The 25470-nt window shown below is 70.4% G+C and carries 23 protein-coding genes; 12 read left to right on the forward strand and 11 right to left on the reverse strand.

Going from position 1 to position 25470, the window contains the following annotated elements; translation table 11 throughout:
* The coding region (locus VFA06_RS18905; RefSeq protein WP_324841947.1) for a cellulose binding domain-containing protein at positions 1-219 on the forward strand (219 nt) is incomplete at its 5' end.
* A gap of 36 nt (positions 220-255) precedes the next feature.
* On the forward strand, positions 256-1749 hold the full coding sequence (locus tag VFA06_RS18910) for an arabinofuranosidase catalytic domain-containing protein (RefSeq protein WP_324841948.1): 1494 nt from the start codon (positions 256-258) through the stop codon (positions 1747-1749).
* A gap of 130 nt (positions 1750-1879) precedes the next feature.
* Here the strand turns inward: VFA06_RS18910 and VFA06_RS18915 are convergent, their stop codons facing one another.
* The 3 genes from VFA06_RS18915 to VFA06_RS18925 all read right to left on the reverse strand — a co-directional run bounded on the left by VFA06_RS18915 (position 1880) and on the right by VFA06_RS18925 (position 5911).
* Positions 1880-2890, reverse strand: a complete 1011-nt coding sequence (locus tag VFA06_RS18915) for a zinc-dependent alcohol dehydrogenase (protein WP_349260246.1) — start codon at positions 2888-2890, stop codon at positions 1880-1882.
* A gap of 98 nt (positions 2891-2988) precedes the next feature.
* Positions 2989-4509, reverse strand: coding sequence for an aldehyde dehydrogenase family protein (locus VFA06_RS18920; RefSeq protein WP_324841950.1), 1521 nt, complete (start codon positions 4507-4509; stop codon positions 2989-2991).
* Positions 4510-4648: 139 nt separating this feature from the next.
* The gene (locus VFA06_RS18925; protein ID WP_324841952.1) at positions 4649-5911 is read right to left on the reverse strand and encodes a GAF domain-containing protein; all 1263 of its coding nucleotides are present in this window, start codon (positions 5909-5911) and stop codon (positions 4649-4651) included.
* 571 nt (positions 5912-6482) lie between these two features.
* Between VFA06_RS18925 and VFA06_RS18930 the strand changes: the two genes are divergently transcribed.
* Positions 6483-7910, forward strand: coding sequence for a condensation domain-containing protein (locus tag VFA06_RS18930; protein WP_324841953.1), 1428 nt, complete (start codon positions 6483-6485; stop codon positions 7908-7910).
* A gap of 96 nt (positions 7911-8006) precedes the next feature.
* Here the strand turns inward: VFA06_RS18930 and VFA06_RS18935 are convergent, their stop codons facing one another.
* Both VFA06_RS18935 and VFA06_RS18940 read right to left on the reverse strand, forming a co-directional pair.
* Positions 8007-8849 carry a PIG-L family deacetylase gene (locus VFA06_RS18935; protein ID WP_324841954.1) on the reverse strand — a complete coding sequence of 281 codons (843 nt, stop codon included), beginning with the start codon at positions 8847-8849 and terminating at the stop codon, positions 8007-8009.
* A gap of 52 nt (positions 8850-8901) precedes the next feature.
* On the reverse strand, positions 8902-9306 hold the full coding sequence (locus tag VFA06_RS18940) for a hypothetical protein (protein ID WP_324841955.1): 405 nt from the start codon (positions 9304-9306) through the stop codon (positions 8902-8904).
* A 193-nt stretch (positions 9307-9499) separates the two neighbouring features.
* Between VFA06_RS18940 and VFA06_RS18945 the strand changes: the two genes are divergently transcribed.
* Together VFA06_RS18945 and VFA06_RS18950 are read left to right on the forward strand one after the other, a co-directional pair.
* A complete protein-coding gene (locus VFA06_RS18945; RefSeq protein ID WP_324841956.1) occupies positions 9500-10447 on the forward strand; it encodes a nucleoside-diphosphate kinase in 948 nt (315 codons plus the stop codon).
* Positions 10448-10853: 406 nt separating this feature from the next.
* The gene (locus VFA06_RS18950; protein ID WP_324841957.1) at positions 10854-11432 is read left to right on the forward strand and encodes an RICIN domain-containing protein; all 579 of its coding nucleotides are present in this window, start codon (positions 10854-10856) and stop codon (positions 11430-11432) included.
* Between the two features lie 54 nt (positions 11433-11486).
* Here VFA06_RS18950 and VFA06_RS18955 read toward each other — a convergent pair whose 3' ends face one another.
* Both VFA06_RS18955 and macS read right to left on the reverse strand, forming a co-directional pair.
* On the reverse strand, positions 11487-12176 hold the full coding sequence (locus VFA06_RS18955; RefSeq protein WP_324841958.1) for a response regulator transcription factor: 690 nt from the start codon (positions 12174-12176) through the stop codon (positions 11487-11489).
* Positions 12173-13432, reverse strand: a complete 1260-nt coding sequence (gene macS, locus VFA06_RS18960; protein ID WP_324841959.1) for a MacS family sensor histidine kinase — start codon at positions 13430-13432, stop codon at positions 12173-12175. Before macS ends, VFA06_RS18955 begins: the two co-directional genes overlap by 4 nt.
* A gap of 224 nt (positions 13433-13656) precedes the next feature.
* Between macS and VFA06_RS18965 the strand changes: the two genes are divergently transcribed.
* Together VFA06_RS18965 and VFA06_RS18970 are read left to right on the forward strand one after the other, a co-directional pair.
* A complete protein-coding gene (locus VFA06_RS18965; protein WP_324841960.1) occupies positions 13657-13815 on the forward strand; it encodes a hypothetical protein in 159 nt (52 codons plus the stop codon).
* Positions 13812-14858, forward strand: coding sequence for a UbiA family prenyltransferase (locus tag VFA06_RS18970; protein ID WP_324841961.1), 1047 nt, complete (start codon positions 13812-13814; stop codon positions 14856-14858). The genes VFA06_RS18965 and VFA06_RS18970 overlap by 4 nt, the downstream gene beginning before the upstream one ends.
* Positions 14859-14877: 19 nt before the next feature.
* Here the strand turns inward: VFA06_RS18970 and VFA06_RS18975 are convergent, their stop codons facing one another.
* The 3 genes from VFA06_RS18975 to VFA06_RS18985 are packed head-to-tail and all read right to left on the reverse strand — an operon-like array spanning position 14878 to position 17641.
* A complete protein-coding gene (locus VFA06_RS18975) occupies positions 14878-15894 on the reverse strand; it encodes a zinc-dependent alcohol dehydrogenase (protein ID WP_349260247.1) in 1017 nt (338 codons plus the stop codon).
* Positions 15895-15923: 29 nt separating this feature from the next.
* On the reverse strand, positions 15924-16838 hold the full coding sequence (locus VFA06_RS18980) for an SMP-30/gluconolactonase/LRE family protein (protein WP_324841963.1): 915 nt from the start codon (positions 16836-16838) through the stop codon (positions 15924-15926).
* The gene (locus VFA06_RS18985) at positions 16835-17641 is read right to left on the reverse strand and encodes an IclR family transcriptional regulator (protein ID WP_324841964.1); all 807 of its coding nucleotides are present in this window, start codon (positions 17639-17641) and stop codon (positions 16835-16837) included. Before VFA06_RS18985 ends, VFA06_RS18980 begins: the two co-directional genes overlap by 4 nt.
* 49 nt (positions 17642-17690) lie before the next feature.
* Here VFA06_RS18985 and VFA06_RS18990 point away from each other — a divergent pair, with 49 nt between their 5' ends.
* The 5 genes from VFA06_RS18990 to VFA06_RS19010 all read left to right on the forward strand — a co-directional run bounded on the left by VFA06_RS18990 (position 17691) and on the right by VFA06_RS19010 (position 23401).
* Positions 17691-19403 (forward strand): IlvD/Edd family dehydratase, encoded by a 1713-nt coding sequence (locus VFA06_RS18990; protein ID WP_324841965.1) that lies wholly within the window; start codon positions 17691-17693, stop codon positions 19401-19403.
* Positions 19404-19427: 24 nt separating this feature from the next.
* Entirely contained in the window at positions 19428-20009 is a 582-nt protein-coding gene (locus VFA06_RS18995) for an AAA family ATPase (RefSeq protein WP_324841966.1), read from the forward strand.
* A 154-nt stretch (positions 20010-20163) separates the two neighbouring features.
* Positions 20164-21180, forward strand: coding sequence for an acyl-CoA desaturase (locus VFA06_RS19000; protein ID WP_324841967.1), 1017 nt, complete (start codon positions 20164-20166; stop codon positions 21178-21180).
* A gap of 95 nt (positions 21181-21275) precedes the next feature.
* Complete coding sequence (locus VFA06_RS19005) at positions 21276-22097, forward strand: DUF2334 domain-containing protein (RefSeq protein ID WP_324841968.1); 822 nt, start codon at positions 21276-21278, stop codon at positions 22095-22097.
* A complete protein-coding gene (locus VFA06_RS19010; RefSeq protein ID WP_324841969.1) occupies positions 22094-23401 on the forward strand; it encodes a glycosyltransferase in 1308 nt (435 codons plus the stop codon). Before VFA06_RS19005 ends, VFA06_RS19010 begins: the two co-directional genes overlap by 4 nt.
* Before the next feature lie 73 nt (positions 23402-23474).
* Here the strand turns inward: VFA06_RS19010 and VFA06_RS19015 are convergent, their stop codons facing one another.
* Positions 23475-25361, reverse strand: a complete 1887-nt coding sequence (locus VFA06_RS19015; protein WP_324841970.1) for a putative Ig domain-containing protein — start codon at positions 25359-25361, stop codon at positions 23475-23477.
* Positions 25362-25470 lie beyond the last annotated feature (109 nt).

Here is a 25470-nt window from a genome sequence, read left to right on the forward strand (position 1 = left end):
GGAAGCTCGGCGATCAGCGGCTGGACGGTGCGGTGGACGCTCGCCTCCGGCCAGACGATCACCCAGGTGTGGAGCGGGACGCTCAATGCGAGCGGATCGTCCGTGTCGGTCGGCAACGCCTCCTACAACGGCTCGCTGCAGCCGTCGGCCTCGACCACGTTCGGCTTCCTCGCCAACGGCACGCCGACGACCCCGGCTCTGAGCTGCACCAGCCCGTAGCTCGCTGACCACCTCGACTACCCCGCAGGAGACTTCGTGAGACTCCCCCATCGCCGGCCGTGGCTGGCGGCCGCAAGCGCGATCGCGATCGCCGCCACCGGACTGACCGTGACCGCCGTCACTTCGGCGCAGGCCGCGGCCGGCTGCCAGGTCTCGTACACCGTGTCCAGCCAATGGCCCGGCGGCTTCGGCGCCAACGTGTCGATCACCAACCTCGGCAGCCCGATCAGCAGCTGGAACCTGACCTGGTCCTTCGGCGCCGGACAGACGATCACCCAACTGTGGAACGGCACCTACACCCAATCCGGCGCCAACGTCACCGTCACCAACGCCTCGTACAACGGCTCCATCGCAACCGGCGGCAACACCAGCTTCGGGTTCAACGGATCCTGGAACGGCAGCAACCCGGCCCCCACCGCCTTCACGCTCAACGGCACGCTGTGCACGGGCGGCATAAGCAGCGGCACGCCAACGCCTACGGCCACCGCGACAGCGAGCGCCACGCCGTCGGCTACCCCGTCGACCTCGACGTCCTCCTCGCCGTCCGCGTCGCCGACCGGGACACCGCCCCCGCCCAGCCTGCCGTGCGACATCTACGCTGCGGGCGGCACCCCGTGTATCGCGGCGCACTCGACGACCAGGGCCTTGTACGCGTCTTACAACGGTCCGCTGTATCAAGTTCAGCGCGCTTCCGACAAGAGCTACCTGAACATCGGCCTGATCAGCGCGGGCGGGGTGGTCAACGCCGGCCCGCAGGTCTCCTTCTGCTCCGGCACCACGTGCACCATCACGAAGATCTACGACCAATCGCCGCAGCACAATGATCTGCCGGTCTCCTGGGGCGGGTTCTGGCACGGCCCCGGACCGAACGGCGCCGACGTCGGCGCGAACGCCATGGCGCTGCCGCTCACCATCGGCGGGCACAGCGCGTACGGGGTCAAGGTCACCCCCGGCGTCGGCTATCGCGTCGACAACGCCAAGGCGGCCCCCACCGGTTCGCAGCCGGAGGGCATCTACATGGTCACCTCCTCCAACAACGTCAACCAGTACTGCTGCTTCGACTACGGCAGCGGCGAGAATGACCACGCGGACGACGGCAACGCCACCATGAACGCCATCTACTGGGGCACCGCCTGCTGGTTCGGCGGCTGCGTCGGCTCCGGGCCGTGGGTCGGCGCGGACCTGGAGAACGGGATGTTCTTCAGCACCCAGGGCTCCCAGAAGAACCCTAACTACCAGGGCGTGCACTACTCGTACGTCTCCGCGTGGGAGAAGAACAACGGGACGAGCAACTTCACCCTGAAATACGGCAACGCCCAAAGCGGAGGCCTGACCACACCGTTCAGCGGGCCGCTGCCCAACGGCTACTCCCCGATGAAGGTGCAGTCCTCGCTCGAGTTGGGCACCGGCGGAGACAACAGCGTCAGCGACTACGGCGAGTTCTTCGAGGGCGCGATCACCGCCGGCTATCCCTCCGACAGCACCGAGAACGCGGTCCAGGCGAGCATCGTCTCGGCCGGTTATCAGTAACCTGCCGTCTCCGGGTTCTGTGACGGCTCGGCCACTGCGCTGACGATCAGCGGCCTGTGCCGCCGCAAGCGGGCTTGCCGTCGGGGCGCGATCGCGCCCCGACGGCAAGCCCGTTGTGCCGAGTTCGCTGTCAGAACTGGAAGACCAGCCGGGCCGGGACCCGTCCGGCGAGCACCTCTTCGAAGCAGTCGTTGACCTCGATCAGCTTGCGCGGCTGCGCGATGACCTCGGTGCGGCCGGCCGCGTGCAGGTCGAAGACCTCCTGCAGGTCCTTGCGAGTGCCCACGATCGAACCGATGATCGACTTGCCGCCGAGCACGGTGTCGAAGATCGGGACGGTCATCGCGTCGTCGGCGGGCAGTGCCACGCACACCAGCCGGCCGCCGCGCCGCAGCGACCCGTAGGCCTGCTCGAAGGCGCGCGGGGAGACCGCGAGCGAGATCGCGACATCCGCGCCGCCGAGCGCGCGGATCGCCTCCACCGGGTCGGCGGTGCGGGCGTTGACGACCTCGTCGGCGCCCAGCCGCCTGGCCAGATCGAGCTTCGCGTCCTCGACGTCGACCGCGATGACGCGTCCGCCGAAGATCTTCGCGTACTGCATCGCGAGGTGGCCGAGGCCGCCGATGCCGACGATGACCGCGGTCTCGCCGGGACGCAGGTTCGAGACCTTCACCGCCTTGTACGTGGTGACTCCGGCGCAGGTGAGCGGCGCCGCGTCGAACGACGAGACGGCGTCAGGCACAGTGACGACGTAGCGGTCGTCGGCGACCGCGTACTCGGCGTACGCGCCGTTGACCGAGTAGCCGCTGTTCTGCTGGGACTCGCACAGTGTCTCCCAGCCGCTCAGGCAGTACGAACAGGTGCCGCAGGCCGAGCCGAGCCAGGCGATCGCGACGCGCTGGCCGACCCGGTGCACCGAGGCTCCGGGGCCGAGCGCCTCGATGACGCCGACTCCCTCATGGCCGGGAATGAACGGCGCGGCCGGCTTGACCGGCCAGTCGCCGTGCGCGGCGTGAATGTCGGTGTGGCACAGCCCCGAGGCCTCCATGCGCACCAGGACCTGGCCGGGGCCGGGCTCGGGGACGGGCAGCTGCTGGATCTCCAGCTTCGCGCCGAGCGCCGGGACCACGGCCGCCTGCATCGTCTTCATGGTTGATCTCCGTTTCGGATCGGGCGCCTGGCCGGGCGGGGCGCCCGGGCGGCGCCGGGTCAGGCCTGCGGCGCCGCCCGGGCCGCTGTTCAGAACAGTCCGAGCGGGTTTTCGCTGTAGCTGACCAGGAGGTTCTTGGTCTGGCTGTAGTGTTCGAGCATCATCTGGTGGGTCTCGCGGCCGATCCCGGAGATCTTGTAGCCGCCGAAGGCCGCGCCGGCCGGGTACTGGTGGTAGCAGTTGGTCCACACCCGCCCGGCCTGGACCGCCCGGCCCATCCGGTAGGCCAGCGCGCCGTCGCGGGTCCACACCCCGGCACCGAGCCCGTAGAGGGTGTCGTTCGCGATGCGCACCGCGTCGGCCTCGTCCTTGAACGTGGTGACCGCCAGCACGGGTCCGAAGATCTCCTCCTGGAACACCCGCATCCGGTTCTCGCCCTTGAGCACGGTCGGCTCGTAGAAGTAGCCGTCCGCGAACTCGCCGCCGACCTGGGCCCGCTTGCCGCCGATGAGGACCTCGGCGCCTTCGGCCCTGCCGATGTCGACGTAGGCGGCGATCTTCTCGATCTGCTGGGCGGAGACCTGCGGGCCCATCATGGTCTCGGTGTCCAGCGGGTCGCCCTGCACGATGCGCCCGACGCGCTCGAGAGCGCGCTCCATGAAGCGCTCGTAGACGCTCTCCTGGATCAGCGCGCGCGAGGGACAGGTGCACACCTCGCCCTTGTTGAACGCGTAGAGCACGAGGCCCTCGATCGCCTTGTCGAGGAACGCGTCGTCCTTGGCCATCACGTCGGCGAAGAACACGTTCGGGCTCTTGCCGCCCAGCTCCAGGGTCACCGGGATGATGTTCTGCGCGGCGTACTGCATGATCAGCCGGCCGGTCGTGGTCTCGCCGGTGAAGGCGACCTTCGCGATCCGCGGGCTGGAGGCCAGCGCCTGGCCGATCTTCCCGCCGGGGCCGTTGACGATGTTGAGCACGCCGGGCGGCAGGATGTCGCCGACCACCTCGGCCAGCTTCAGGATCGACCACGGGGTCGGGGAGGCGGGCTTGAGCACCGAGCAGTTGCCGGCGGCCAGTGCCGGAGCCAGCTTCCAGGCCGCCATCAGCAGCGGGAAGTTGAACGGGATGATCTGCCCGACCACTCCGAGCGGCTCGTGGAAGTGATACGAGATCAGGTCCTCGGCGATTTGCGTGATCGTGCTCTCGCGCGAGCGCACGGCCGCGGCGAAGTACCGGAAGTGGTCCGCGGCCAGCGGGATGTCCGCGGCCAGGGTCTCGCGCACCGGCTTGCCGTTCTCCCAGCTCTCGGCCACCGCCAACTCCTCGCGGTGCGCGTCGATCGCGTCCGCGACCGCGTTGAGCACGGCGGCGCGGGCCGCGGCGCTCTCACGCCCCCACTCCTCGGCCGCGGCGTGTGCCGCGTCCAGCGCCAGCTCCACGTCCGCCGGGCTGGAGTCGGCGACCTCGCAGATCGGCTTGGCCGTCGCGGGGCCCAGGTTCGTCCGGTACTTGCCGGCGATCGGGGCGATCCACTTGCCCCCGATGTAGTTGTCGTAGCGGGGATTCACCGAGACCACGCTGTCCCGGTGTCCGGGCGGCGCGTACTTCATTGCCGTCCCCTTTCGCTCTCGTCGGGAGTCACCGGTCCGGGTTCGGCGCGGTTGGGCGGGTTTCCCGGACTGCGATCTCGACGTTAGGAGCGGCACCGTTGCCATACCGTTGCCGTCGGCTGGCGGCGGTCGGCGCAGGTCACGGGGTGAGTAACGGTGCGGGTGACGGGGTGGATGAGGGCATGGCTGAGGGCGCGGATGAGAGGGCCAGCGAGCGGGCCTTCGCCGCCGCCTGCGCGCGACCGGCCGAACCGCCGGGCAGCCGGTCGGCGAGCGCTCGCCACGCGGCGGCGTCGATCGCTCCGCTGGGTCCGGTGAGCCAGTGACGCAGCACTGCGGGGTCCGCGCTGCTCAACACCTGAGCGCGCAGCCGCCGCGCCAGCATGACCCGGTGCTCGACGATTCCGGGGGCCTCGGAGGTGGGCAGCAGCGGACCGCGGTAGGCGTCGAGCGCCTCGGCGACCCTGCCGTCCGCCAGCAGATCGAGTACGTGCTCGAAGTCGCAGTCCACGGGATGGCGCAGCGCATAGGGGTAGGAGGCGATCAGGTCCCCGCCCAGCATGCACCGCAGCCGCGACAACTCGGCTCGCAATGTCACCGGGGGGATCTCGCGTTCGGAGAGCGCTACGGCGAGTTGCGGACCGGTCAGCCCCTCCGGTGCCAGGGCGAGCAGCACGAGGATCTCGCTGTGCCTCGGCCGCAGCGCGACGGCGGAACCGTTCACTTCCAGCAGCGCGTGCTGTCGTCCCAGCGCACTGAGCCGCATCGTGGCTTGAGCCGGCTCCGGCGCAAGCAGAGCGAGCTGGGCTTCGGCCGCCTTGGCGGTGGCGCGCACCAGCGCCAGGGCGTACGGCCCGGCGACCGAGTCGTGCCCGGTCAGGTCCACCGCGCCGAGTACCAGGCCGGTGCGCGGGTCCCGGATCGGCGCCGCGACGCAGGTCCACGGCCGCACCGCCGGGTTGTAGTGCTCGGCTTTGATGATCTGCACGGGGCGATGCAAGGCCAGGGCCGTGCCGGGCGCGTTGGTGCCGGCCTCGCGCTCCGACCACGCGGCCCCTTCGACGAAGTTCATCCGCTCGGCACGGCCGCGCACGCCGTGATGCCCGCGGATCCACAGCAGCGTCCCGGCCGCGTCGGTGACCGCGAACACGTATCCGGCCTCGTCGCTCTCCCGCCCGAGCAGTTCCCTGAACAGCGGTAGCAGCGGGGCGAGCCGATGGCGGGAGCGGTAGGCACCCAGCTCGGCATCGCCCATCCGGATCTCTGGAAGCAGGCGCCCCTCGCGCGGCACGCCGGCCGCGGCGCACCGCCGCCAGGAGGCCGCTACGACCGGCCGGGCGTCCACGCGCCCGGCAGCGGCGGTCCGGGCCTCGGCCACGACCGCCGTCGCCTGCGTCGCCATCGCCGGTTCACCTGCCCTGATCCTGTCCGCAGCCTGCGACCTGCAACCACTGTCAGTCTCGCGGGCCCGGCGAGCCAGGGCCTTTCGGGAGGGCAGCATCCGGGCCATTGGTCCGGCCTCCAGTCCCGGCCAGAAACTCTATCCGCCCCCTGATAAGAGACTTTCTTCCCGTCAGGCAAGGAGTTGTCCGACACCGGCATTGTGATACCGAAACGAGTGGTACCCCGGCGGCGGAGGCGGCCGGGGTACCACGTCTCAGTACGCTCAGTCCTGAGCATGAACATGCGCTTCGAGAAACGGCCTGCAGCAGAAAACTCTCTCACGTGCGTGCCAGATAGTTTCGGTAGAGGCTAGCGAGGCGGCGTGGCTCAGGTCAATGGATCCGCGTTGCGGCGAAGGAGGCCAACGCCACCGCGTTGTGCTGACACGAAAGTTACTTGTGGACAAGCGCGTCCGCCTGCTGCGGCCACCACCCCGATCCGCACCGCAGTTGACGCACCGTCAACGCCCCATAACGTGGCCTCACGGCGGGCGGCGGTCCGGCGGCTGCCGATCGAGGGGAGACGACGCGTTGGCCAGCACGGTGGCGGAGATTCGAGTCCCGTTCCACGGCGAGGGCTCCGGAAGCGGCGAACTGACCTGGGGACAGCGCGGGATCTGGAGCACCATCCAGCGCACCGGCCGCACCATGAACATCGGCGGGGTCATGTCGCTGCCGGAAGGCACCCCGGTCGAGGAGATCGCCGGAGTCCTGCAATTCGCGGTCAGCCGACACCAGGCGCTGCGCACCAGGCTCCAGTTCGACGAAGACCGCCCGCCGGGCGCCCCGCCGCACCAGACAGTCAGCGAGTCCGGCGAAACCGTGCTGCACGTCGTCGACATCGACGATACCGACGACCCGGCTGCCGCCGCCGAGGAGTTGCGTTCCCGCTATGAGACCACAGCCTTCGATCATGCCCGCGAATGGCCGGTGCGGATGGGCGTGGTTCGCAAGGGCGGGACGCTGACACATCTCGTCGTGCAATACAGTCACGTCGCCGTGGACGGCCTCGGCATCGACGCGATCGCCCGCGACCTGGCCAACCGCGACCCGCGCAGCAACCGGCCCACCGCGCCGGTCGGCGGAATGCAGCCGCTGGAGATCGCCCGGGCGCAGGCCGGGCCGGCCGGGCGCCGCCAGAGTGACAAAGCCCTGCGTTACTGGGACAGCCAATTGGCCACCGTGCCCGCGCGGCGCTTCTCTGCGTCCGAGGATCCGCGCGAGCCCCGCTTCTGGGAGCTCTTCTGCTACTCCCCGGCCATGCACTTGGCCATGCGCTCGATCAGTGCCCGTACCGGAGCGCACAATTCGCATGTGCTGCTCGCCGCGTACGCGGTCGCCTTGGCTCGGGTCACCCGCCGCACCCCCAGCGTCGCGCAGGTGGTGGTGAGCAATCGGTTCCGGCCCGGCTTCGCCGACGCGGTCACCCAGCTGTCGCAGACCGGCATCTGCGTGATCGACGTCGCGGACTGCGTATTCGACGACGTGGTCGCCCGCGCCTGGAAGGCAGCAGCGGGCGCGTACATGCACGGCTATTACGAGCCCGGCGCCCACCAAAGCCTGCTGGACGAGATAAGCCAGCGACGCGGCGAGGAACTCGACCTCTCCTGCTTCGTCAACGACCGCCGCGTCCTTGCGCCCGACGAGCCCCCGCCGACCGAGGACGAACTGCGCGCCGCGCTGCCCCGCACCAGGTTGCGCTGGGACCGCAAGCAGCCGATCTTCGACGGCGCCTTCTTCCTCCAGGTCGACTCGGCGCCCGACGCCAACGTCCCCGGCCGGCTCATCCCCGAGGAGCAGCAGCAACCCGCCGTCTACTTCGCCATCTGGGCCGACACCCACGCCCTCGCCCCGCGCGACATCGAGGCCTGCGCCCGCGAACTGGAGGCAGTCACCGTCGAAGCAGCCTTCGACGGCAAGGCCCCCACGCGAGTCGGTCCCTGGAACGGAGCGGAGTGACGAGCAGGCCGGGGCCGGCCTCTACGAATGGGTGCCTACGGGACTGGGCGTCGCTTTCCACCGCGGCCGGACAGGTGCTGTGGCGCGACGGAATCCTCAGCGGTCGCTGCCGGTCAGGCCGGCGAACAGGTCGTTCTCCGGGAGCGCCGCGCCGGTGGAGTCCTGAACGCGCAGGAAGGTCTCGACCCCCATCAGTTGCGTGAACCGCTCGACGCCGAGGCTCAGGAAGAAGATGTTCTCGCTCTGACTCGCGTGCGCGGCGAGCGCCTCGTATTTGCGCTCGCCGAACTCGGCGACGTCGACCCAGGTGGTGATCGCCTCGTCGGGCAGGCCGAACGGGATCGCTTCCTGCTGTGCGGGGTCCTGCTCCGGCATCTCCATGCCCAGCTCGGCCATGACGCGGCCGAACTCGGCCATCGCCGAGTGCGGCATGGTCGTCCAGTACACCTTCGCCGGGATCCCGGTCTGCTCGACCGCCGCCATCGTGATCCGGTGTGCCTGGATGTGGTCGGGGTGACCGTAGAAGCCGTTCTCGTCGTACGTCACCACGACGTCGGGCTGGTAGTAGCGCATCAGGTCGGCCAGCCGGTCGGCCGCCTCGGCCACCGGAGTGGTCCAAAACGAGCCGGGGGCGGTGTTCTGCGGCCAGCCCATCATGCCCGAGTCGGCGTACCCGAGCAGCTCGAGATCGCTGACCTTCAGCGCCCGGCAGCTGGCCTCGAGCTCGGTGCGCCGCAGCGCCGCGACCGCCGCCGGATCGTGCCCGGGTTCGCCGGGCTTCACTCCGCCGGGCGCGTCGCCGCAGCCGCCGTCCGTGCACGTGACCAGCACCGTGCGGACGCCCTGCGCGGCATAGCGGGCCAGCACGCCGCCGGTCCCGGTGGCCTCGTCGTCGGGATGGGCGTGCACCGCCATCAGTGTCAGTGGACGATCTACCATGAGCGGCATCCTAAGGCGCGGCGCCGACAGAAGGCGGGCCGAGAAGTCTCGGTCAGGCGGCGACCGGTTGCAGCCGGAACACGGCGATCTGGGTGAGGTGCTCGGCGATCTGCGTCGCCGAGGCGCCGTTGGGGAACGGCCACTCGGGCGAGGTCCGCCCCAGCCGGCTTAGATACGTGTGCACCGCGAGCGCGGCTTCGTCGTCCTCGACGAGCACCGCCCGGTGCCGGGGCTGCGGGTCGCCCTCGATCTCGCACTCCCCGGCCGCCAACAGATTTCGTACCCAGTCCCGCCGACGGTTGGGGGCGCACAAGTAGCGCTCCCCCGCGACCATCGGGACCGCGATCGGCAGCGACCGAGGCTCCCCGGTCTTACGGCCGGTCACGGACACGACCCGCAGCACGTAGGTGCCCTCCTGATATGGAGCGGGCCCATCGGCACGGATCTTGTTCATCATGAACCGGTTACGCTCTTGAGGATCCAGGTCGGCCGGATTCGCCACGCGCGTGCCCTTCCGTCGACTGACGGCTCGTCGCCTCGTTGATCAAGACTTCGTCATCATACTGATCTGCAGCGAACTGAGCCGGAGCGGCGCCGCGTTGTGGTGGAGTAGATCGCATCGGCGGTGACCGGACGGCTTGGGGAGCGGGATGCCGGAAGACTCGGGGAGTTGGACTTATGTGCTCGTCACCCCGGACGGGCTGGTGACCGAGTCACTGCCGTGGCTCGTTGAGAAGCTGCGCTCGTCCGGGCTTGTGCCCGTCGCAGGACGGCTGATCCGCCTGGAATCGGCCACGATGCTGCGCATATACGATCCGTCCGGGCGACTCCAGCAGTCGGACTTCCCGTCCAAGCGGGCCTTCGATCTCTGGTACGGTCTGGGGCCGAGCTGCGTTCTGACGCTGCATTACGGCGATCTCGACGCCTGCGACGCGCTGCTGGCGGTCAAGGGCGCGACGAATCCGGCCGCCGCGTCACCCGACTCGATCCGGTACAAGGGCGAGAACGGGCTGCTGAACCTGGTGCACTGCCCGGACGACGAGGTCGCCGCGGCGGAGGAACTGGCCATGCTGCTCGGCCCGAAGTGTGCTCAAACCATGCAACGGCTCGCCATGGCGCCGAACGACCGGGTCCAGTCGCTGACGGTCGACCTGCTGGCTGACGCGTTGCCCGTGAGTAGCGGAAGTACAGCGCTTTCGCTGCCCCTGCTGGTGGGCCGGATTCGGCTTCGCCTCGTGCAGCAGGCGGCCCTCGACGCGGTGTCTGCGGCGTCCGCGACGTCTACCGAGTCCACGTTGTCAACGCTGGTGGCTGTCGCCTCAGCGCTGCGCGACGGGCAGCAGGAGATCGCCAAGATGACCACCAGCTCAGACCGGGTCCACGTCGCCCGGGCTCTGGACGGACAGGTCCACGGCCACCTGCTGAGCCTGACACGACTGACACAGAACCCTGCGTTGGAGAGGTCGCTTCACGGTCTGCGCGCTGTACTCATGGGATCCGAGGACGACTGGCTTAGAACGCTGGCTGCACTCGAAGCGAACGGCACGTACATCTCCCCCGCTGAGAGCGCGATGCTAGAGATCAGTACGTACCTCTGACCCGCACAACCAGCATGGCGACGCCTTGATCGCGCAGGGCTACCGCGGCGACTTTCCTGCCCGACTCGACTGCGCACGCCGGCTGTATCAGCGTTCAAGTGTCTCGCCCTCGTTGAAGCGGCGGCAACGACGCAGCGACCGCTTTTGCCGCTTGTTGCCGCCCGGCCTCCGCGCGAGGCCAAATCGCCTGATCAGAGCGCGCACACGGCCTATAGATGCGCTGCAGGTCTGCGCACCTGCGCCCCACCTAGCCTCAATATCAGCACGCAGCGAACGGGGATTCTCAGCCGTCAGCCGCGGATGGCCGTCGAGCACAAGCCCGACGGCCCGCATCTCAGGCCGCTGGCCGCGGCCACGTCACGCGACCGCCAACGGGGCGCCGCGCTCTTCAAGAGGGGTATCAGCCATGAACAAGCACGTCTCCGCCGCCACGCCGACCGGATCCGCCCTGCGCCGGTCACGACTGCGCTCGCTGCGCGGCCGGGCCGCGGCCGCCACCGCCACGGTCGCGCTGGCCACGGCCGGCGCGCTGGCCGCGGGCGCCACCTCCGCGCACGCCGCCTCCGGGTTCACCATCCACCTGAGCCCGAACTCCAGCTTCGGCCTGCTGCTCGACATGGCCGGCGGCTCGACCTCCTCCGGCGGGGGCCTGATCCAGTGGTACGCCAACGGCGGCAACAACCAGAACTGGACCTTCATCCCGGTCGCCGGCAGCGAGAACTACATGATCCAGAACGCGAACAGCGGGCTGTGCCTGACCACCGACGGGGTGGCGGGCGACCAGATCGTCCAGTTCCCCTGCGCCGGCGGGATCAACCAGATCTGGCACACCCCGGTCACCCCCTGGCTCGTCGGCGCCGGGACCATCATGAACCCCTGGAGCGGCCTGTACATGGACGTCTACGGCGACAGCCCGTGGGCGGGAGCGGGCATCGACGCCTACTACTACAACGGCGGCGCGAACCAGTTCTTCGGCGCCCTCTGACCGACCGGCCCGGGCGCAGTGGCTCTGCTGCAGTCCACTCGTGTCTACGCCTGTCTACTCCTGCGCCAACCCGTTCTCGATCACGTAGCGGACCAACTCGACCCGGTTGTGCAGTTGCAGCTTGCCGAGTGTGTTCTGCACGTGGTTCTGCACGGTGCGGTGCGAGAGGACGAGGCGCTCCGCGATCTGGCGGTATGTCAGGCCTTTGGCTACCAGGCGGAGCACCTCGGTCTCCCGCTCGGTCAGCTGGGGGACCTGGTCGTCCGCTTCGCCGCGGGGCGCGGCGGCCAGGCGGCGGAACTCGCCCAGCACCAGCGCGGCCAGTCCGGCGGTGAACACCGCGTCGCCGGCGGCGGTTCTGGCGACCGCGTCGAGGAACTCGGCGGCGCTCGCCGATTTCAGCAGGTAGCCGCCGGCTCCGGCCTTGACCGCGTCGAGGACGTCCTGGTGCTCGCCGCTCGCGGAGAGCACCAGGACCCGAAGGGCCGGGAGCGCGGCCAGCAGCCCCCTGATCACCTCGACGCCGTTGACGTCCGGCAGTTGCAGATCGACCACGGCCAGATCGGGCCGCACCGCCGCGGCCGCCCGCAGCGCCGCGCGTCCCTCGCCGACCGCCGCGACCACCTGGTACCCGGCGGCGGCCAGGTCGCGGGCGACCGCGTCGCGCCACATCGGGTGGTCATCGACGATCAGGACTCTGGTATCCGCGGCGCCGGCCGGCGCCCGCCCGTCGTGCGTCGTCATCGCCGCGGCACCCGCATCTCCACCTCAGTGCCCTGACCGGCCGGAGAGCTGATCGCGACCGTGCCGCCCAGCTCCTCGACCCGCCCCCGGATCGACCGCGTCACTCCGATCCGCCCCGCCCGCGCCGCCTCGGCCAGCCGGCCCGGCGCGATGCCGGGCCCGTCGTCCCGCACCGTCACCACCACGCCGTCTCCCTCGTCTTCGACGAGCAGCCAGGCCGGTGCCTGCGGGCCGACATGTCTGCGCACGTTGTCCAGCGCCGCGCCGACGGCTGCCGCGAGTTCGTCCGCGACGGCGCCGGGCAGCACGACCGCGGCGGCCGGTGTGGCGACGGTGACGGTGGCGGTGGCGAACCGGCTCAGTACCTCGCGCAGATCCGTGTTCCCGGCAGGCCCGGAACGCGATCCCGGCCCGCGCCCTCGCGCGAAACCCGGTCCCGGTCCCGAATTCGAGCGCGGCCCGAGCAGTCGCCCGAAGCCAGGTCCCAGCCCCGGTCCCGGTCCTGGGCCCGGAATCGGCCCAGGACCTGGGCTCGAACCGGTGGCCCGCGTCCCGATCAGCTGGCGTAACGCGCTCTCCTGCTCTCCGGCCAGCCGCCCGAGTTCAGCCGCCTCGCCGCCGAGTTCCGTGCCCCGCCGCTGCACCAGGGCCAGGACCTGGAGCACCGAGTCGTGGATTCCCCGGGCCAAGCGCTCGCGCTCCCGCGCGGTGGCCACCTCAAGCGCCCTGGTCTCCGCCTCGCTGCTGAGCCTGGCGATATGGCCGATCGCGATCGCGGTCAGCAGCAGAAGCACTCCCTCGTTGACTCCGGTCAGGTCGATCCGCCCTCGCACGACCATGCAGCAGGCCCCGATCACCGCCGCGGCGGCGCAACCGGCCCGACGGCCGGCGCGAATCGCCCAGGCGATGACGGGCCCTGCGATCCAAACCATCGGCAGAGTCACCGCCAAATCGTCCGCGCGCAGCACCCACCGCGTGAGCAACAGGCAACCGGTTGTGATCGCGAGATCCGCCCACGGCAACAGCCAGCTGCGCCGAGCATCGCGGGGGTAGGCGTAGGAGCTGTAACCGGTCCACAGCGCCATGACCATGAGCCCGCACAAGACGAGAACGGGGCGGGTGAAATGACTGTGGCGGGCAACCGCGAGCACCGATGCGAACCCGAACGCTGCGACGCGAAAAACGGTCAGCGCGCGCCAGAGCGGCGCTTCGTACCCGTGCGGGCCGCCGCCTACCGCGAGTACGCCAGCTGTCATGCGCAACGGCGATCGCATTGCCCCCTCTTCTCCCCCGCGTGCCCTCTCGCCGGTCAGTGAGCTGCATTTTTGCACACGACGCGTAGCAGGGCATCGCGTACGATGGTCCGGCGAACTGAGTACGCCGACGCGCCGAACCTGAGTATCCGTACGGATTTCGGCGCGGCGGCGGATGGCGAGACTGTCGTCATGACACTTCCCCTCGAACACGTGCGCGGTGCCGCATGAAAGCCTCGCGCTCCCGGCCCACGTCCGGTTACGAGCGCGCTTGGACCGTCTTCGGCATCGTCGTCGCGGTGCTGATGGCGCTCGCGGGCCTGTCGGTCGCCGCTGTAGCGGTCGTGTTCTGGATCGGCATGTCGCACTACGGGAGCAACAAATGACGGCGGTAGACGGGGTGGTTCGACAGCTGCGGGGCATCGTCGTGACCGTGCGGCCGCCGGTGTTCGTACTGCTGGCGTTCTACGCGGAACTCGGGCTGGCGCAGGCCGGAAAGCCAAATGCCTACGTGCTGCTCGCGAAGATCCTCGCCGCGACCGCGGCGTTCCTGGTGTTCTCCGTGGCCTGCAACGACTTGGCGGACGAGGCCATCGACCGGGTGAACCTCTCCGGCGATCCGCGCCGCCCGCTCGTCTCCGGCGCGGTGAGCCGGGCGCGTCTGCTTGCGACGGGCTGGGTCGCGGCCGGCGCCGCGCTGCTCATCAGTGTGTTGATAGGCTGGCCGGCACTCGTGATCACCGCCGTCGGTCTCGCCGTCAGCGGCGCGTACTCGGTGCGGCCTGTTCGCATCGCGCAGCGCGGTGTACTGGCGCCGTTGCTGCTACCAGCCTGCTACGTCGCGGTGCCCTACCTGCTCGGGATCACCGCGGTCCGCCGCGCGCCGACGGGGACTGACCTCGCGCTGCTCGGCGGCCTGTACCTCGGCTTCATCGGGCGCATCCTGCTCAAGGACTTCCGCGACGTGCGCGGCGACGCCATGTTCGGCAAGCGCACCTTTCTCGTGCGGCACGGCAGGCGATGGACGTGTGTGTTCAGCGCGTGCTGCTGGGCCGCGGGAACCAGCGTCATGCTGGCGGCGATGCCCGACGGATCGCGCGCCGAACACGTCGCGCGATACACCATCGGCGCCTGCGCCGTGTTCGCAGTCCTCTTCATCGCGGGTCTCGCGGCACACGAAAACCCGCGCCGCGACGAGGCGTTGATCAGCGCCGTCGCCATCCTCGGCCGCGCCATGATCCTGATACTGATCATCCACCTGTCGGCGGTCGACCTGGGCCTCACCCCGTTCATCGAATTCGCCTTCCTGAACCTCCTCGGCGCTCTCGCCCTGTCGCAGGCGACGTCGGTGGCACGACACGGCCCGCGCCTGCGCCTTCTGCCGGTGCCAATCGAACAGGTCGACGAGCAGCACTCGCTCGCTTCATAAGCGGGCTTGGAGCGGCCGTTCAGCCGAGGCGGGGATCGATGTGGATCTTCGGACCCGGTCCGGCGCCAGCCGGGCGCCAGCCCGCCAGGGTCGCGCTCGTGCGTTCCAGGCTCACGGTGGCGGCGACCAGAGGCCGGGGATCGACGACGCCCTCGGCGTAGGCGCGGATGGCGGCTTCCAGACCTGGTGAGGCCGACAGGACGCCGACCGCTGTGACGTCCTTCAGGACCAGCGTGTGAGCGTCGATGGTGCTGGGTTCGCTGGCCAGCCCTATATAGACGACGCGGCCGCCCGGTTCGACCAGGTCGAGGGCCCGCGCGGGCGAGCGCACGTTGTTGGTGGCGTCGATCACTGCATCGAACGGCAGCGACGGCAACTGGTCCACGTGCCAGCTGTTTTCGAAGCCGAGTTCGCGCGCGAAGGCGAGGGAGCCGTCAGTCACGCCCGCGACGTGTACTTCCGCACCGGTGGCGCGGGCGAACATCGCCGCTAGCAGGCCGATCGTGCCTGGGCCGAGGATCAGGACACGGTCGGCCTGCGTCAGCTCTGCCGCCTGCGCCGCGCGATATGCGTTACCGCCCGGCTCGACCAGGGCGCCGAGTGCTGCGTCGACGGTGTCGGGCAGGACGTGCAGTGAGGAGACCGGTACGGCGAGCTGCTCGGCCAGTGCGCCGCGCCGCCCGGTGCGGATTCCGACTTCCTCGCGGTTCGCGCAGACGTGCTGTCGCCCGCGCAGGCAGCGACGGCAGGTCCCGTCGCCGATCATGGTGTCACCCATCACGCGGCGGCCGACCCACTGCGCGTCGACACCCTCACCGACCGCAGCGACGCGGCCAGACCATTCGTGCCCTAGCCGCATCGGGTAGAACGCCTGGCCGTCCTTGAAATACGCCATCTCGCCGGTGTAAAGCTCGACGTCGGTGCCACAGACCCCGACTCGCTCCACGTCGATGACGGCCTCCCCGGGCGCGGGAATCGGTGCGGAGACCTGCTGCACCGACCCTTCGTAAGGCCCGGTCAGAACGAAGGCACGCATGGTGGATTCGCGCAGCGGGCGCTGTTCGATCACGCTGGGTTCCCCGCGAAGGATGGCTGTCCCGACCACGGCGGTACGGGCAGACCCGGCACCTCGACCCGGGCCGTGAACAGCCGCCCCGACTCGGGATAGGCGCGTCTTTGGTCCTCGTCGAGATCCGCGGTCGCTGTGGTGGCGACGAGGGTACGCAGGTCGTCACCTATGAACGCCACGCTGGAGCTGTGCGGCGCCGGTAGTGTGAGACGGCTGACAAGGGTGCCGTCCGGAGCATACCGGCGGACCTCGCCCCTCCCCCACACGGCGATCCACAGATGTTCTTCGGCGTCGAGCGCGATGCCGTCGGGGAAGGCGTCATCAAGGTGCAGATGAACGTGTCGCTCACCGACTTCGCCGGTCGACGGCTCGTAGTCGCGGACGAAGACCATGCGCCGCATGGTGTCGGCGCTGTACATGCGTCGGCCGTCCGCGGACCAGGCCAGACCGTTGGAGAGCGTGAGGTCGCTATCCAACTCAGTCAACCGGCCGTCGGACTCCAGCCGGACGAGTGACTCACGCTCCGACGGGCCGTCCAGGCTCATGGAGCCGACGAGGAAGCGCCCCGCCGGGTCCGTGCCGCCGTCGTTGAGCCGGCGCCGCTGGCCGGGGGCGAGGATCCGCGGGCCGTCGTGCCGGGTTCCGTCAGGGTCGAGCGCGACGAGGTGCTCTTGCGCGGCGACGAGCAGCGTGCCGTCGTCCGCAGCGACGACCGCGCCGACCATGCAGTCGAATGCGTGGCGGCGGGTGACGGTGATGCGGATGTCTCCGGAGGTGGCTTCGAGGCTGCCTTCGAGCACCAGGCCGGCGTGGATGTCGACCCACAGCAGGCAGCGGCGCGCCGCGTCCCATACCGGGCCTTCGGCCAACTGGAACGTTTCCGCGGTCGCGGGGGCGAGGATGCCGCTCACCGGTGTGGATCCTGCAGGCCGCCGAGCGCATCACGGATCGCGTCGACAGCATCGATCAGCGCGCTTAAGGGCGTGCGGTAGATAAGAGTGCTGACACTTACGGCTCCGGATGGGGCTGTCGGCGAGGTCGCATATACGGGTACCGCGATGCAGCCGATCCCTGCTTCGTTCTCCTCGGCGTCGAGCGCGTATCCGCGCTCAAGCGTGGCCTTGAATTCGACGTGCAGAGCCTCGGCGGTGCACAAGGTATTCGGTGTGCGGCGGATCAACGGCGCGCCCGCGACCCAGGCCTCGACCTGTCGCAGGTTCCGCAGTTGATAGGCGAGCAGGAGCTTGCCGACGGCCGTGGCGTGCGCCGGATTGCGGCCGCCGACCGTGGAGGTCAGCCGGACAGCGCCGCTGGGCGGATCGACCTTGGCGCGGTAGACGACCTCCCGGCCGTCGAGCACCGCGTAGTGCGCCGTTTCGCCGAACCGTTCGGCCAGTGCCTCCAAGGCGGGGCGCACCCGGACGTGGTCGGGCCGGGCCTCGTGATGGGCGAAGGCCATGCGCAGCAGCTCGTCGCCCAGAAGGTAGTGGCCACGCGCGTCCTGGTCGGCCAGCCCGGCCCGGCGAAGCGCGCCGAGCGCCCGGTGCACGGTCGGCTTGGGGCTGCCGATCGCCCGGGTCAGTTCTTCGAGTCCTGCGCCGTCCGGATACCGAGCGAGCTGCTTGAGCACGGCGAGCACCCGATCCGATCCCACCAGGCGGCCGTCGTCGGCGTTGGGGGCTGCCGGTCCCGCGGACGCGTGTGTATGCTCCATGGCGGTCCAGAGATTAGACCCTCGTACCGATTATTGGAAAGGGCCGGCGGTGAAGCTTCGCAGTGCTCAGTGGTACGCGGGTCAGGATCGCAACGCCTACATCCACCGGGCCTGGATGCGGCGCGGCTTGCCGGACGACGCCTTCGCCGGCCGGCCGCAGATCGCCATCGCGAACACCGCCTCCGATCTGACTCCGTGTAACGCGCACCTGAACGAGGTGGCCGCGTCGGTGCGTGACGGCGTTCACGAAGCGGGCGGCATCCCGCTGGATCTGCCCGTCGTCTCCCTCGGGGAAACCCAGGTGCGGCCCACGGCCATGCTCTGGCGCAATATGGCGGCGATGGCGACCGAGGAGATGCTGCGCGCGAACCCGATCGACGGGGTGGTCCTGCTCGGCGGCTGCGACAAGACGATCCCCTCGCTGCTCATGGCCGCCGCCTCGGTGGACCTGCCCGCGGTGGTCGTGCCCGGCGGCCCGATGCTGACCGGCACCTTCCGCGGCACGCCCCTGGGCTGCGGCACCGACGTCTGGAGGCTGTCGGAGGAGGTGCGGGCCGGCACGCTGTCCCAGGAGCAGTTCGTCCGCTCGGAATCCTCGATGATCCGCAGCCGCGGGCACTGCAACACCATGGGAACCGCCTCCACGATGGCCCTGGTGGCCGAGGCCCTGGGCACGGTCGTGCCCGGCGTGGCCGGCACTCCCGCTCCGGACAGCCGCCTGCTGGAGGCCGCCCATCGCACCGGGAGGCTGGCCGTGGACCTGGTGGCCGCCGAACGGCGGCCGAGCACGTTCCTGACCAAGGCGTCCTTCCACAACGCGATCGTGGCGCTGGCCGCCATCGGCGGTTCGACCAACGCCGTCGTGCACCTGCTGGCCATCGCCGGCCGCCTGGGCATCGAGCTGACCCTCGACGACTTCGACCGCATCGGCTCGCGCGTCCCGGTGCTCGTGGATCTCCAGCCCGCCGGCCGCTTCCTCATGGAGGACTTCCACCGGGCCGGCGGCCTGCTCGCGGTGCTGCGCGAAGTCAGGGAACTGCTAGATCCCGAGGCGCTGACGGTGACCGGCAGGCCGCTGGTCGACTACCTCGACGACGCCGCGATCTGGGACGCCGAGGTCATCAGGACACGCACCCAGCCGCTGGTCGAGCAGGGCGGCATCGCGGTGCTGCGCGGAAGCCTCGCGCCCGATGGAGCGCTCATCAAACCCGCGGCCGCCTCGCCGCACCTGCTGCGCCACCGCGGTCGGGCGCTGGTGTTCGACAGCATCGAGGACTTCCACGCCCGCATCGACGACCCCGACCTCGACGTCGACGCGGATTCCGTGCTCGTCCTGCGCGGCTGCGGTCCGAAGGGCTACCCCGGCATGCCCGAGGTCTCCAACATGCCGCTGCCGAAGAAGCTCCTGACCCAGGGCGTTCGCGACATGGTCCGGGTCTGCGACGGCCGGATGAGCGGCACCGCCTACGGCACGGTCGTACTGCACGTCGCTCCCGAAGCCGCCGCCGGCGGCCCCCTCGCGCTCGTGCGCACCGGCGACATCATCAACCTGGACGTCGAGGCCCGGCGCATCGACGTGGAAGTACCCGCCGACGAGCTCGCCGCCCGCGGACCGCACCCGTCCGCCATCGCGGGCTTCGCCAATCCCCGGCGCGGCTGGGAACGGCTGTACGTCGACCACGTGCAGCAGGCTGACACCGGCGCCGATCTGGACTTCCTCGTGGGATCCAGTGGATCGAACGTCGCCCGCGACTCGCACTGACCCGGCGCGCGTCCGCCTCCGCCGGTGTCAGGCGCACTGGGGCACCACGTGAGCGGGCCGCCGGTCATTCTCGTCAACGGGCTGCCGGGCGCCGGCAAGACCACCTTGGCCAGGGCACTGTCCCAGCGATTGCGGTTGCCCCTCTTCAGCAAGGACGTCATCAAGGAGGCACACGCCGACGTCCTCGGCGCGATGCCTCCGCGGCCGGGACCGCAGCGCCGCTGGAACGCGAGCCTCGGCGCCGCGGCCGGCGACACGATGTGGGCCCTGCTGGCCGACTCCCCCGGCGGCGCGATCCTGGAGTCCTGCTGGCGTGCCGAATTCCGCGACCTGGCCGCGGCCGGCCTGGCCCGAGCCGGTGTCGGGCACCCGCTGGAGATCTACTGCGACGTCCCGCTCGCCGAGGCTCGCAGCCGCTTCGAGAAGCGGCATCCCCGCCACCCGATCCACGGCGCGCTGCCCGACGACGGCGAGTGGGAACGCTGGGGCCGCACCGCCGAACCGCTCAATCTCGGCCCCACCCTGCGCGTAGCGACCGCCGGCGCTGTCGACCTGGGGCCCGTCATCGCCTGGATCGCGGAGCACGCGAACACCGGGGCACTTTGACGCCTCGCAATTCATCGAGTCGGCCGACGTGTGGCTGCCGGTGTTCACGGGAAATGGGGTGCGGTGCCCGACACTGGGCGCGGGCCGCCCCGGGCACCCGGGGCGTGCCGAGACCGACCATCGCAGCGCCCTACCACGAGCAGGGGATACAGCCATGGACGTGGCCGCCGACGCGCCTAACCGCTATACCCGTCCGGTCGTCGCGGACGGGGAGGTCAAACCGCTGCTGGACGCCCCGCAGAATCTCGCGGCGGGCATCACTATGTGGATATTCGTGGTCGGCCCCATGCTGTGCCTGACCGTCGCCGTCCCGCTCGCCTGGGACCGCGGCCTGTCGGCGCTCGACCTCGCACTCGCCGTGGGCGCCTACCTGGTCTCGGGGTTCGGTGTGACGGTCGGCTACCACCGCTGTTTCACCCACCGCTCGTTCAAGGCGCGGCGCGGGCTGCGCATCGCCCTCGCGGTCGCCGGTTCGCTGGCGGTCGAGGGCTCGCCGGTGCAGTGGGTCGCCAACCACCGGCGCCATCACGCGTTCGCGGACCGCGAGGGCGACCCGCACTCGCCGTGGCGTTACGGCACCGACGCCAGGGCGCTGCTCAAGGGACTGCTGTTCGCGCACGTCGGGTGGATGCTGCGCCGCGAGCTGAGCAATCGGGCCCGATTCGCGCCGGACATCGCCGACGACGCGGACCTGCGCCTCATCGGCCGGCTTTTCGGCCCGCTGGCCGCGATCTCGCTGCTCGGCCCGGCCCTGGTGGGCGGTCTCGTGACCGGCTCCTGGGCCGGCGCGCTTGAGGCGTTCTTCTGGGCCGGGCTGATCCGGATGGCGGTGCTGCACCACCTGACCTGGTCGGTGAACTCGGTGTGCCACGTCGCGGGAAAGCGGCCGTTCTCCTGCCGCGACCGCGCCACCAACTTCTGGCCGCTGGCGCTGCTGTCCTTCGGCGAGAGCTGGCACAACTCGCATCACGCCGACCCGACCTCGGCGCGGCACGGCGTACTGCCCGGGCAGCTCGACCCCAGCGCGCGCCTCATCTGGATCTTCGAGAAGCTGCATTGGGCCTACGACGTGCGCTGGCCGCAAGTGACGCGGATGCGCGCCAACTCGCTGCCCGCGCCGGACGGCGCGACGAACACCGAGATGAGCACCGAAGCGGGCGCCGCACACTGAGCCCGCCCACGCCGCGGCGCGTTCGTCTTCCGGCGTTTACCCGCTCCCGGCGAGCGCGTCACGGTCCTGTCACCGGAACCGGTGACGCTCCCGGTGTGCGCAGAACCCTGCCCGTTGAACGGGCCCTGGTCGTCTCAGTCCACGATGTTGCACCCGCCACCACGACGGAGACCCGGCGATGGCTCGCCGATCTCGACACGTTCGGGGTCCGCGGCGTGTTGCTCGCCGTGCCCGGCCCGTGGCGCGGAAGCGAACTGGCCGACGCACCAGAGTCGGCCGCACTGCTGCGTGACGCCGCGGCACGCGGGCACGAGATCGCGCTGCACGGCTGGACGCACACCGCGCAGCCGGGCGGGGGCAGGACCCGGCGCTTAAGCGGGGCGTTCGCCGCGCGCGGGGCCGGAGAGTTCTGGGCGCTCGACGAGGCGGCGGCGCGGGACCGGATCGAGCGCGGACGAGCGAGTCTGGCCGCGGCCGGACTCGACGTGCGGGGCTTCGTGCCGCCGGGTTATCTCGCCTCCCCCGGCGCCCGTCAGGCGCTCGCGGCCAGCGGGCTGCATTACTGGACCAGCCACCTCTTCATCCACGACCTGACGGACGGCTCCCGGTTGTTCGCACCCTCAGTCTCACACCGCCCTGCCCGGGTCCGCGATGCCGGCTCGAGCGCTTCTGATCATCGCGTCCTCGAACGCTCCGGGGAACTGCTCATCGACAACGCCTCGCGGGCACTGCCCCGGCCGCGCGTCCCGCTGCGCCTGGCGCTGCATCCGGACGACCTGCACCGACCCGGGCTGCGCGAGGTCACCCTGCGCGCCATCGAGCGCGCGCTGCGCTGCGGCGCCCGCGCCACCACGTACAGCCACCTGCTCGCCGGCCTTCGCCAGGATGCGACGGCCAAGCCTGCGGCGGCCCGGTGAGGATCGTCCAGCTCGCGAACATGTACCACCTGCGCTCCGGAGGGTTGCGCACGGTGGTGGACACGCTCGGCCGGGGTTACGCTGCGGCCGGACATGACAGAGTCCTGATCGTACCCGGCGCGAAACGCTCGGTGACCGAGGACGGGCACGGCACCGTCATCACGGTGCCGGGCACTCCGGTCACCGGCGGCTATCGCATGATCCTGCGTACGGAGAAGGTGCTTGAGACCCTGGCCGCGCTGAACCCCGACTCGATCGAGGTGTCGGACAAGGCGACCCTCGCCGGGGCGGGGCCGTGGGCACGCGAGCGGGGCGTGCGCGCGGTGCTGTTCTCGCACGAACGGCTCGGCGAGATGGTGGCGAACCGGACCGGCGCGCAGTCCGAGTCGCTGCAGAAGGCGGTGCTGCGGTGGACCCGGCGGGTGGTGGCCGGGTTCGACGAGGTCGTGGCGACCTCGGCGTTCGGGGAACGGGAGCTCGCCCTGGCCGGAGCGCGCAACATCCGCCGGGTGCCGTTGGGCGTTGACCTCGAGGTGTTCCGGCCGCCGGTCGAGAGAGACAGAATCCTGAGAGGCACGGTCGAGAAAGACACGGCCGGGAGAGACACAGCCGAAAGAGACACAGCCGAGAGAGACTCGGCGGAGCCGCGGGCGGGCGGTGCAGGCTCCGCCGGATCGGACCTCGCCAACTCGACGAGCCCTGATGTCGTGCGGCTGGTGTACGCCGGGCGGCTGTCCAACGAGAAGAACCCGCAGGCCGCTGTCGAGGCAATACGGGTACTGCGATGCTGGGGTGTGGACGCGCGGCTCGACGTGTACGGCAGCGGGCCGCAGTGCGGTGCGCTGGTCCGGCGGGGCAAGGGGCTCCCGGTCGTCTTTCACGGCCATGTGGCCCGGCGCGCGGACCTCGCCGAGCGGCTGACCGGAGCCGATCTGGTGCTCGCGCCCTCCGCGTGCGAGACCTTTGGGCTCTCTGCCTTGGAGGCGCTGGCCTGCGGGGTCGCCGTGGTCGCGGCGGCCGGGTCGGGCGCGGCCGAACTGGTTTCGCAGGCGCCGCCACCTGAGTGCCGCAACGCGGTCCACGGTGGCAGGACGATGCCGGGCGCGGCTCCGCCCGGCGCGGGCATCGCCGTCACCCCGACCGGTACCGGCCTGGCCACGGGAGTGCTGGAACTGCTTACGTACCCTGCGAGCGTGCGAGCCGCCGCGGCCAGGACCCGCGCGTCGCAGTTCCCTTGGTCGGCCTCGGTCGAGCGGATGCTCGCGATCCACCAGGGCGCACTGATGGCCGCAGACGCCGCCTGAAGCGGCAGACGCTCACGCCCGGATCGGCGGGCCGTCGTGCGGCCCGCCGATCCGGGATGGTGCCGAGCTGTGGTTAGGAGGTGGCTACGTCGTCGTACAGCGTGTACGTCGGGTCACCCGGATAGTTGTCGTCGACATTGGTCAGGGTCAGCGTGTAGCTGTGGCCTGCGGTGATGGACGCGGTCTTCTGCACCCAGCCGGAGCTGGAGACACAGGTCTTGGCGAGCACCGTGCTGGTCGTTCCGGTGGTGTTGTCCTTCAGCGTCGCGGTGGCCCAGTCGTAGGTCACCGTGTCCGGGCAGGTGACGTTGTACCAGAACGTCAGCTTGGTGTTCCCGGAGGCGGCGGTGAAGGTCTGCTTGATCGACGAGGTGGTGCTGGGGCTGCTGTTGCCGAGCTGCGCCGCGTAGCCGCCGGAGTGCGGACCCGAGGTCGTCACCGAGGTGACGCCGGAGGCCGTCCAGCCGGACAGTGAACCGGTCTCGAAGCCGCCGTTGACGATCGCGTTGCCGCCGCTGCCTGAGCCGTTGATGGTCCAGGTGAAGGAGGTGGAGCCGGTGGCGCCGGTGGTGTCGGTGGCGGTGACGGTGACGCTGTAGGTGTTGGCGGTGGTGGGGGTGCCGGTGATCAGGCCGCTGCTGGAGATCGACAGGCCGGCGGGCAGGCCGCTGGCCGAATAGGTCAGGCTCGCGCCGCCGGAGTCGGTGGCGCTGATCTGCAGGGAGACCGCGGTGCCCACGGTGCCGGTCTGGGAGCCGGGGTTGGTGACGGTGACGGTGTTGCCGCCGCCGCCGTGGTTGAGGATGGCGTGGGAGATGGCGCAGTTGTTGGTGTCGTTGGACCAGCTGGCCTGTTCGGCGTAGGTGCCGAAGGAGCCGAAGGAGATGTTCGCGGCGCCGCCGGCGCTGCCGGGGCTGATCCAGGCGCACTCGTCGGAGTTCTCCTGGCCGTTATACGAGCTGCCGGTGTTGTTGGTCCAGCCGCCGGCGGGGTTTTGGTCCGACATCATCTCGTGCCACTCGTGCCCGAGGGTGATGGAGTAGCCGTCGGTGGTGCCGGGGGAGTTGACGAACCCGACCCCGCAGCCGGCCCCGGAGTCGGTGTTGTACGGCTGGTTGCTAAAGGCGATGTCGCCGTAGGGGGAGGAGACCGCGCCGCCGGTCAGGGTGCTGTCGCCGTTGTAGTCGTGCCAGGCGCAGTACTGGCCCTGGTAGTTGTCCGGGTTGGTGCCGTGCGGGGAGGCGATGATGTAGTAGGCGTCCCGGTTGGCCGCGGCGGTGGTGTTGCCGAAGTGCGCGGCGGCGTTGACCGCCTCCTGGCCCAGCTGGTGCCCGCTGGCGGCGGAGGGGGAGGCCGCGGAGTTGTCGTACCACACCCCGGCCAGCACCCCGCCGCTCTGATACGGGATGAAGTTGGCGTTGCTGGGGCAACTGGTGGCGCCGGCCGTCACGTTCGGGCCGTCGCACCACTGGGTCAGATCGGCGGACCAGGTTTCGCCGTTGGTGCCGATGCCCTTGAACATCTGCTGGGCGACGGAGGCGACGCCGGAGGGGTCGCCGGTGAACTTCAGGTTGCCGTTGGCGTCGGTGCTGGAGGTGCCCCACTGGGTGCCGTAGAAGACGATGTAGACCTTCGAGTGCCCGGACTGCACGCCGATGCCGTCGATGCCCCCGCCGTAGGAGAGGGTTTCCGGGCCGGTGGCGGTGGTGGCGTTCGGGTGCGCGGCCGCGTACGCGCGCATCTTCGCCAGCTGGCCGATCGTCGGGATCACACCGTGGCGGTAGGAATGCTGATACGCGGGCGAATACGGATTGACCGCCGAGGAGGCGGAGGTCGTCGCGGCGGAGGCCGGCGCGAGCGCGGTCACCGTCATTGCGGTGGCGAGGGCGAAGCCGGTGGCAGCGGCCAGCGGGACTTTCAGACCGCGGCGGCGCGCCGCGGCCGTGGGTGGGTGGGTCACCTGCATATCCCCTTATCTCGGGTGGCGGCGGCGCATGTGGGTGCGTCCGGCCGCACGGGAGTGCGGGCACGCGAGACGGGACGGCGGGATCACCGCTTGGCCCCAGGAC

Origin of the sequence: Actinocrinis sp. (assembly GCF_035653575.1) — a bacterium.
Lineage (GTDB): Bacteria > Actinomycetota > Actinomycetes > Streptomycetales > Catenulisporaceae > Actinocrinis.

Bases quoted from the DNA above. Each gene is read 5' to 3' on its own strand.
- VFA06_RS18915 (WP_349260246.1), bottom strand. From the start codon at position 2,890: ATGCAGGCGGCCGTGGTCCCGGCGCTCGGCGCGAAGCTGGAGATCCAG.
- VFA06_RS18920 (WP_324841950.1), bottom strand. From the start codon at position 4,509: ATGAAGTACGCGCCGCCCGGACACCGGGACAGCGTGGTCTCGGTGAAT.
- VFA06_RS18925 (WP_324841952.1), bottom strand. From the start codon at position 5,911: ATGGCGACGCAGGCGACGGCGGTCGTGGCCGAGGCCCGGACCGCCGCT.
- VFA06_RS18935 (WP_324841954.1), bottom strand. From the start codon at position 8,849: ATGGTAGATCGTCCACTGACACTGATGGCGGTGCACGCCCATCCCGAC.
- VFA06_RS18940 (WP_324841955.1), bottom strand. From the start codon at position 9,306: ATGATGAACAAGATCCGTGCCGATGGGCCCGCTCCATATCAGGAGGGC.
- VFA06_RS18945 (WP_324841956.1), top strand. From the start codon at position 9,500: ATGCCGGAAGACTCGGGGAGTTGGACTTATGTGCTCGTCACCCCGGAC.
- VFA06_RS18950 (WP_324841957.1), top strand. From the start codon at position 10,854: ATGAACAAGCACGTCTCCGCCGCCACGCCGACCGGATCCGCCCTGCGC.
- VFA06_RS18955 (WP_324841958.1), bottom strand. From the start codon at position 12,176: ATGACGACGCACGACGGGCGGGCGCCGGCCGGCGCCGCGGATACCAGA.
- macS (WP_324841959.1), bottom strand. From the start codon at position 13,432: ATGACAGCTGGCGTACTCGCGGTAGGCGGCGGCCCGCACGGGTACGAA.
- VFA06_RS18965 (WP_324841960.1), top strand. From the start codon at position 13,657: ATGAAAGCCTCGCGCTCCCGGCCCACGTCCGGTTACGAGCGCGCTTGG.
- VFA06_RS18970 (WP_324841961.1), top strand. From the start codon at position 13,812: ATGACGGCGGTAGACGGGGTGGTTCGACAGCTGCGGGGCATCGTCGTG.
- VFA06_RS18975 (WP_349260247.1), bottom strand. From the start codon at position 15,894: ATGCGTGCCTTCGTTCTGACCGGGCCTTACGAAGGGTCGGTGCAGCAG.
- VFA06_RS18985 (WP_324841964.1), bottom strand. From the start codon at position 17,641: ATGGAGCATACACACGCGTCCGCGGGACCGGCAGCCCCCAACGCCGAC.
- VFA06_RS19000 (WP_324841967.1), top strand. From the start codon at position 20,164: ATGGACGTGGCCGCCGACGCGCCTAACCGCTATACCCGTCCGGTCGTC.